This is a genomic window from Ligilactobacillus acidipiscis DSM 15836 (assembly GCF_001435755.1).
Classification (GTDB): domain Bacteria; phylum Bacillota; class Bacilli; order Lactobacillales; family Lactobacillaceae; genus Ligilactobacillus; species Ligilactobacillus acidipiscis.
Genome location: NZ_AZFI01000127.1, coordinates 1 through 6,037 on the forward strand (window position 1 = coordinate 1; position 6,037 = coordinate 6,037).

The following is a 6,037-nucleotide window of genomic DNA, read 5'->3' on the forward strand; positions in this document are numbered from 1 at the left end:
AAAAGTATGAATAATTCAGGTTGATAGTAGATTTAAAACTTTGCAACAGAACCCTTAAACCGGCACCAAAGGATTCAAATGACAATTGAAGCGGGCTGTGACGATAGACCATACGATAACCTCCGAGTAGGTTCCCAAAAAATGCAAGGAAAATGCAGGAAAACAGCTAATTCCAATGGATTTATTATACCGCAATAATGCATATATTAGCTTAACTGCCTGAATTATAGAATTTTTAAGCAGTCACTATTTAATTAAAATGCGACATCCCAACAACGGGGTGGCGCATTTTTGTTTGCAATGCGGTGACAAATGGGCCGGAAACAAAATAAGTGAGTGATAACTCATTTTAATGTTGACAAACCGAGATGTACTGATTATACTAAAGCCATTAAGTGAGTGAGTATACACTCGCTTTGAGAAAGAGGGTTATTAAAATGGCAACGGATTATGTCATCGCCAAGCAGGTCCGCAAGCACTTTGGTCATCAGCAAGTGCTCAATCAGATTGATTTGACACTGCCGGCTGGAATGATTTATGGCTTGATTGGGCCATCAGGAGCTGGGAAGACCACCTTGATCAAGAGTATTTTAGGGATGGAAGCTGTGGATAGTGGCACTGTTAAAGTCATGGATACAGTGATGCCCAATAGGGCGGTAATGGCACAAGTAGGGTATATGGCCCAAAGTGACGCTTTGTATGAGACACTAACGGCCCGTGAAAACCTGACATTGTTTGGGCAATTGATGAGCGTTCCAAAAATAAAGTTAGCACAGATGATTGATTATGCAGCCGGATTAGTTGATTTAACGTCCCAATTAGACAAGCGGGTCAGTGGCTATTCGGGTGGGATGAAACGGCGCTTGTCGTTGGCAATTGCCCTGATTCAGGATCCCCAATTATTGATTTTAGATGAACCGACCGTTGGGATTGATCCAGAATTACGGCAACAAATTTGGACCGAACTAAATAAGCTCAAGGATACCGGTAAGTCGATGCTCGTGACAACGCATGTCATGGACGAAGCAGAACGGTGTGATTATCTCATGTTGATTCGGCACGGGATTGCGCTTGCTGAGGGGACACCCGCGGCACTGAAACAACAGTATGCAGTAGATACGATCGAACAGGTCTTTTTGAAAGCGGGGCGGATGCAAGATGCGAACGATGGCAATCGTTAGACGAGTTTTTAAGCAAATGTTACGTGATAAGCGTACCTTGGCGCTGATGTTTTTGGCACCATTGCTGATTATGACGCTGATGTATTTCTTATTTCAAAACAACACGACGCAAGTAGCAAGCTTGGGTGTTCATCATGTAGACCAATCCGTGGTTAACGTGATCGATACCAAAAACGTGACGATTCATCATTATGATAGTTCACAGGCACGGAAAATGATTAAGCAGCATGATCTAGATGGCTATTTGACTCAGAAAAATGGTCAATTGACGATTACTTATTCAAATAGCAATCCAACCAACACGTTTTTAATTAAGGCGAGTTTACAGTCAGGATTAGTCAAGTTGAAAATGAAGACGCTGGTGACCGTTACTAAGAAACAGCGCGCGGCCCTTGAATCGCAACAAGCCGCTTTGAAGAAGCTGACAGCAGCCCAGACACAAGCAACGGTGACCAAGCTGAAGACTGCCATTGCACAAGCCCAGGCCCGCGGTGACCAGGCAACTGCTGAGAAATTACAAAAGCAACTCAAGCAGGCCACAGCCACGACGTCTAGTTCGACTCAGTCAGCTAAAGCAACCAGTTATACGACTAAGTCTCATTATATTTATGGTAGTAGTGATTCAACGTTCTTTGAAAACTTTTTGCCAGCCTTTCTCGGTTTCTTTGTCTTCTTCTTTGTGTTCTTGATTTCTGGCGTTTCACTTTTGAATGAACGCACTACTGGAACCCTAAGCCGGCTACTTGCAACCCCAATTCGACGGAGTGAAATTATTATGGGCTATCTAATTGGTTATGGGGGCTTTGCCATCATTCAGACTGTCCTGACCGTTGTTTTTACAATTACGGTCTTCAAGATTCACTTAGTTGGTAGTATTTGGCTGGTCTTTCTGACTAACTTATTATTAGCGTTAGTGGCTTTGACCTTGGGTATCTTTATTTCCACCTTTGCTAACTCAGAATTTCAAATGATTCAGTTTATTCCACTGATTGTTGTACCACAAATCTTTTTTGCTGGGTTGGTTCCAGTCGATGGCATGGCCAGTTGGTTGCAAGCAATTGCCCACATCATGCCGTTATACTATGGTGCTAATGCGTTGACGGCTGTTGTGACAAAGGGTGCTGGGCTTGGCGATATTGGTGTCAATTTGTTAATATTAGTAGGGTTTATGGTCGTACTAACAATGTTGAATATTGTTGGAATGAAACGTTATCGGAAGGTGTGAGGATATGGAACGACCACGGATACGGGATTATTTTCAACAGGATCTAAGTCAGAATGAAACGATTACACCTAAGCAACGGGCCATCCTCCAGGCAAGTCTCGATTTGTTTGCTGAAAAGGGTTTTGACCAGACCAGTACTAGTGATATTGCACAACGGGCCGGCGTTGCGGAGGGGACGGTCTATCGGCGGTATAAGACTAAGGCTGCCTTACGGGATGTCATCTTAGCACCAATTGCCGCGCACATTGTGCCAATTTTAGTGAGTGATTTTTCAGAGGATGAATTACGGCAGCGTTATCCCAGTCTACAGGCATTCGTCACAGCAATTTTTACGGACCGAGTTGCATTTGCTAAAGCTAACGTGAAAGAGTTAAAGGTCATTTTTGAAATGACAGCTTTTGACGCCGAACGACGCGAACAGATTCTTAGCCAGATTGCGCCTAAGATGGTCAAGCAGATGGGAAGTGTCATAAATCAACTAAAAGCAGATCATTTGATTGTGGATTGGCCGAATGATTTGATACTGCAAAGTTTGTTATCGCAGCTATTCGGTTACCTAGCGCGGTTAATGCTGGAATTGCCGGGAACTGAGATTGAGCGCGAACAAGCGTATTTGATTACGGTGATGACCAAAATATTGACCCCGGGTGAACATGATCAAATTACTGGTCAGTGAGCTAAGTGTTACTTGATATAAATTAAAGCCACTTCTGTACTTAGCGGTCATTTGAACGCTAAGTACAGAAGTGGCTTTGGCCGTTGCTACGCGTGTTCGTTTGTTAATCTGCTAGTATCGTCATTTTATTCAACAAACTAGTTTGTAACTGGCTGAGTGTGGTCGTCATGTAGACCGGGTAAAGATCTGGGTTGACGAGCCGCTGAGTTGTTCGTGGGAGCTCGGCAAGTTTAGCCTGGGTCGTTGCCTGAATGGTTGTAACCGGAATTGACGTGGTGTTGGACAAATCTACCGGCGCGAGTAAAGGCCGGGCTTCAAAATGGGTGAGTCGCTGTTGGCGGTCGACACTGAGTGGGTCACTGTTGACGACGGTTAGGCTGGTCGCATCGACAATCGTCTCGGTAGCTAGTGCAATCAAATCAGCAAAGTCCCGCTGAGTTCCTGGTTCGTACAGACGGCTCTGGTGCAAATAGTCTGAGAGTGTGCCTTTTACCTAGTTGTTGATAGGGTGTTGTAGGTTATGCTGGCACCATCGCTTTTAATTCGTCCACGGCTGAAAACCCGATGAGGCTTAGCTCTCGTCGGGTTTTCTTGCGTAATGCATGGATGACTTCAATGCCGCTGAGTGTTGCACTAGCGGTTCGGATGCTTTGGAAACTTGCTGACCGCACCCGGTGTCGTTTAATGAATCGATGATCTTGTTCGATTAAATTGTTTCGATACTTGGAACATTGGTGTGCTGATTTGCTCAAGTAGTCTTGTTTCATCAGGTGCTTCACTGCCTTAAGTGTTGCTCGATATTGATCGGTGACTAAGCGATCAGGACGACCATTGGTCGTCAAAAGCCGTTTCAAAAAGTGATAGGCTGCCGCATAATCACGATGCTTTCGCAGTTCGAAGTCGAGCGTCAGACCGTTGCTATCAATTGCACGATACAGATAAGTCCAATGACCTTTGACGTTAATGTAAGTCTCGTCTATCCTCCAACTTTTGGTATGGGAGGTTTGATGTTGGCGCCATAAAGCCTTAAAGATGGGACCATAATGATGAACCCAACGCATGACCGTGGTGTGATGCACACTAACCCCGCGATCACGTAGCAATTCAACGATATCACGGTAGCTGAGACTGAACCTAAAATAGTAGCCAACGGCTACTATAATGATATCCTGTTGAAAGTGGCGTCCTTTAAAGTAATTCATGCGCACAATCCCTCGTTTCTTGTCACTCAGTATACTAGAATGAAGTTGCCAGGCAAACTTTGCACCAGAGCCGTTAGGATAACTCAATAGGATAAAAAGTTAGGATAAACACTTTTTAAATTGACTTGCTCCTACGTCAAGTTTTGGTACTAAAAAAATTAGCCGTTTATCCTAATTCTTTCGGTGTTATACCAGTTAATGTAATTTTCAACTCTGAGGACTAAGTCCTCAAAACTAGTAAAACGTGTTTGAAAAATAAATTCTCGTTTAAGTAGCGAATGGAAAGCTTCGAGCGGACCGTTATCATATGGATAACCTTGTTTGGAATATGAATGCCTAATCAGGTGCCGCTTTAACAGGCCTTCATAAGCAATACTGGTGTATTGTGAACCCATATCAGAGTGCAAAAAGGTTGGCTTAGAAGCCCTTCTCAAGGCTTGCAACAATGTCTTAATAATCAGTTTCGATGCCATCTCCTTGCCAATGTTGAAAGCGATGATTTGCTTACTAGCTTGGTCAAAGATGGTACTTAGATAAACCCAAGTGCCTGGTCTTAGTTCTAGGTAGGTTATGTCAGCACGCCAAATAGTTCCGATTGGATGGTTCTTAATCAAGTTAGGCCGTTGAGAATAATCTACATGAGTGCCTGGCTTCTTAAAACGCCGCCCCATTAGTGATCGAATGCCTAACTCCTGCATTAATCGGTAGACACGATTGGGGCCAATGACTACACCAAGTCTTCTCATGGCAATTGAGATCCGAGGGTACCCATAGGCTTTATAATTATTTTTCCAAATTTCAAAGATCTGGCTTTTTAAAATCGTATCTTGTTTATCATGACGACTTGTCTGATAGTGTTTCCAATGATAATACGTACTTTTAGAAAGCCCTAAGGCTTTCAAGATTATCCAGAGGCGGTGTTTACATAATTGTTCGTTGATAAAGTCTATGGCTTTAACTTTGCCTAATGCCTTCCCAGTAACACCGCCGCTGCTTTTAAAATTTCATTTTCTTCTTTTAACTGCTGGTTTTCTTTCTGTAGTTGCTTGAAGGCTTCAACACTCGTTACGCCACCGTCAAGTAGTTCAACTAATTTGGCCCGCTTGATCCAATGACTGATGGTGGTTGGATGAACCCCATATTCATTGGCTAAGGATTTCTTTGAACGATTTTCATTGTGATAAAGCTTAACGATGTTGTTTTTAAATTCATCTGAATAATATTTCATAAAAAAACTCCTATTCTGATTTTTATCATTATGACACAAAATCTAATGATTTTGGTACAAATTTCAGTATAGGAGCAACTTTTAAGAGAGGGTATAATGAATAAATCATCTCTCAAAAGGAAGGAATTTTTACATGCCAACTCATTACGACAAAGAATTCAAACAAAACATTATCAACCTATATAAGCAAGGCGAATCAGCTGTCCAACTGGCCAGAGAATATGGCATTGGCTATTCAACAGTTCATAAGTGGATCCAGGGCCAGGCCATTGCACAGAATGCCTGGAAGCCAGCGTAGGACGTCGCCACAACAGCAGGTTTACGCAAACTCGCACTATTTCCAGCGGTCCTAAGCTGGCTGATTTTAAACTTAAGACTCCTCATTAACGCAAGAAAACACCAAGCACAACGGTAAATCTGATTTATTTTGATAAATTGACCAAAACTTGATGGCTATCAAGTTGCCATCAAGAATCAGCGGCTATACTAGGGTCATCAAATCAAATAAGGAGTTGCAAATTATGA

General features: G+C 42.9%; 7 protein-coding genes. 4 read left to right on the top strand and 3 right to left on the bottom strand.

Annotated elements, in window-relative coordinates; translation table 11 throughout:
- The first annotated feature begins 437 nt into the window (after positions 1 to 437).
- From FC65_RS08155 to FC65_RS08165, 3 genes are read left to right on the top strand one after another with little or no spacing between them, the layout of a single operon-like run.
- Positions 438 to 1,181, top strand: coding sequence for an ABC transporter ATP-binding protein (locus tag FC65_RS08155; RefSeq protein ID WP_056972269.1), 744 nt, complete (start codon positions 438 to 440; stop codon positions 1,179 to 1,181).
- A complete protein-coding gene (locus FC65_RS08160) occupies positions 1,159 to 2,406 on the top strand; it encodes an ABC transporter permease (protein ID WP_056972270.1) in 1,248 nt (415 codons plus the stop codon). Before FC65_RS08155 ends, FC65_RS08160 begins: the two co-directional genes overlap by 23 nt.
- A gap of 4 nt (positions 2,407 to 2,410) precedes the next feature.
- A complete protein-coding gene (locus FC65_RS08165; RefSeq protein WP_056972271.1) occupies positions 2,411 to 3,082 on the top strand; it encodes a TetR/AcrR family transcriptional regulator in 672 nt (223 codons plus the stop codon).
- Between the two features lie 103 nt (positions 3,083 to 3,185).
- On the opposite strand, the gene FC65_RS08170 is transcribed toward FC65_RS08165, so the two are convergent.
- The 3 genes from FC65_RS08170 to FC65_RS08180 form a co-directional block, all read right to left on the bottom strand.
- Positions 3,186 to 3,551, bottom strand: coding sequence for a hypothetical protein (locus FC65_RS08170; RefSeq protein ID WP_268872479.1), 366 nt, complete (start codon positions 3,549 to 3,551; stop codon positions 3,186 to 3,188).
- 49 nt (positions 3,552 to 3,600) lie between these two features.
- Positions 3,601 to 4,284, bottom strand: a complete 684-nt coding sequence (locus tag FC65_RS08175; RefSeq protein WP_002816065.1) for an IS6 family transposase — start codon at positions 4,282 to 4,284, stop codon at positions 3,601 to 3,603.
- 158 nt (positions 4,285 to 4,442) lie between these two features.
- A protein-coding gene (locus tag FC65_RS08180) for an IS3 family transposase (protein ID WP_156408604.1) occupies positions 4,443 to 5,512 on the bottom strand; the annotation gives its coding sequence in 2 pieces (ribosomal slippage) (positions 4,443 to 5,275 and positions 5,275 to 5,512; 1,071 coding nt in all).
- A 133-nt stretch (positions 5,513 to 5,645) separates the two neighbouring features.
- Between FC65_RS08180 and FC65_RS08190 the strand changes: the two genes are divergently transcribed.
- Positions 5,646 to 5,810, top strand: coding sequence for an IS3 family transposase (locus tag FC65_RS08190; protein ID WP_085898852.1), 165 nt, complete (start codon positions 5,646 to 5,648; stop codon positions 5,808 to 5,810).
- The last annotated feature ends 227 nt before the right edge of the window (positions 5,811 to 6,037 follow it).